This window comes from Flammeovirga sp. AWQ4_249 (genome assembly GCF_056161045.1).
The window spans coordinates 1-818 of record NZ_JBSWYJ010000108.1; the positions used below are offsets into that span (position 1 = coordinate 1).

Sequence of the window (818 nt, forward strand, 5' to 3'; positions counted from 1 at the left end):
GAGAGCGAGAGTTCCTGAGTAAGTGGGGGCCGGTGAAACCCCCATTGAATCCGGCGGCACCATCCGCCAAGACTAAATACTCCCAAAAGACCGATAGTGAACAAGTACCGTGAGGGAAAGGTGAAAAGTACCGTGAATAACGGGGTGAAATAGATCCTGAAACTGTATACCTACAAGCGGACGGAGCTACTTAGTGTAGTGACGTCGTGCCTTTTGCATAATGAGCCTACGAGTTACCTATATTAGCAAGATTAAGGGTTTAAGGCCTGTAGTCGTAGCGAAAGCGAGTCTTAAGTGGCGTTTAAGTTAGTGTAGGTAGACGCGAAACCAGGTGATCTACCCATGGGCAGGTTGAAGTTGTGGTAACACACAATGGAGGACCGAACCGGTTGACGTTGAAAAGTCTTCGGATGACCTGTGGGTAGGGGTGAAAGGCCAATCAAACCTGGAAATAGCTCGTACTCCCCGAAATGCCTTTAGGGGCAGCGTTGGGTGAGTTTGATGGAGGTAGAGCTACCAATTAGATGCGGGGGAGTCATATCCTACCAAATCTAGATGAACTCCGAATGCCATCAAACACTACCAGCAGTGAGGGCTAGGGTGCCAAGGTCCTAGTCCGAAAGGGAAAGAACCCGGACCATCGTCTAAGGTCCCCAAGTAATAGTTAAGTTGAACTAAGGAGGTTCAGTCGCTGAGACAGCCAGGATGTTAGCTTGGAAGCAGCTATACATTCAAAGAGTGCGTAACAGCTCACTGGTCGAGCGACAGAGCATCGATAATGATCGGGCATTAAACTATTCACCGAAGACATGGATTTG

General features: G+C 48.8%; 1 rRNA gene. It reads left to right on the top strand.

What is annotated here, in order from left to right:
* Window positions 1-818: ribosomal RNA gene (locus tag ACXAHM_RS26280) — 23S ribosomal RNA — on the top strand; the annotation flags it as partial.